A 676-nucleotide genomic window follows, 5' to 3' on the forward strand; every position below is an offset into this window, starting at 1 on the left:
CTCCTGTGACCTGATTACCGGTACCGATACTAATGGATTGCACACCGCTTGCTTCTGAACCATCACCAATGGCAATAGATTGCTCACCTTCACCTTGCCAGACTGCGTTATTGGCGCTTGTAGCATTATTATCTATAGCATTTGCCTCTACCGACCTCATACTTGCATTGTCGGCAGTTGCAAACTCTGCAAACGTAAACCTACTGATTTCATTCTCAATAGGTGCAGGTCCAATAGATGCAGGCTGAATCATAGCTGACTGGGGGGTAACTAAAAAGTTTCTTTGTATCACTAGTATTTGATCATCGACGTAACGTTTATTGGCAGCATCATAATCGTTTTGTGGACCAGCAACGTTGGTGATACGTTTCTCACTACCTGCGCGGCCCACTGAAATGGTATCTACCTCATCCGCAAGAGAATTATGGCCAATGGCCGTGGCACGTGCTGCTGTAGCGCGGCTGTTACTTCCAAATACGCTACTAAAACTACTTGAGGCAATATTTCTATAACCCACCGCACTACTACTAATGCCCGTTGCTTTATTAAAAGAGCCTAGCGCACTGCTATATTCACCATCCGCGTCATTCTTGTAACCCACCGCACTACTTGCATTACCTGATGCGATATTGGAACGACCTACAGCATTGCTGGCAATACCCACTGCTCTATTGCT

The 676-nt window shown here is 45.9% G+C and carries 1 pseudogene; it reads right to left on the reverse strand.

The window, feature by feature from the left end:
• Positions 1–676 (reverse strand): annotated as a pseudogene (locus tag ACS8FD_RS21105) (hypothetical protein); the annotation flags it as partial.

The organism is Psychrobacter sp. 1U2 (genome assembly GCF_051847575.1).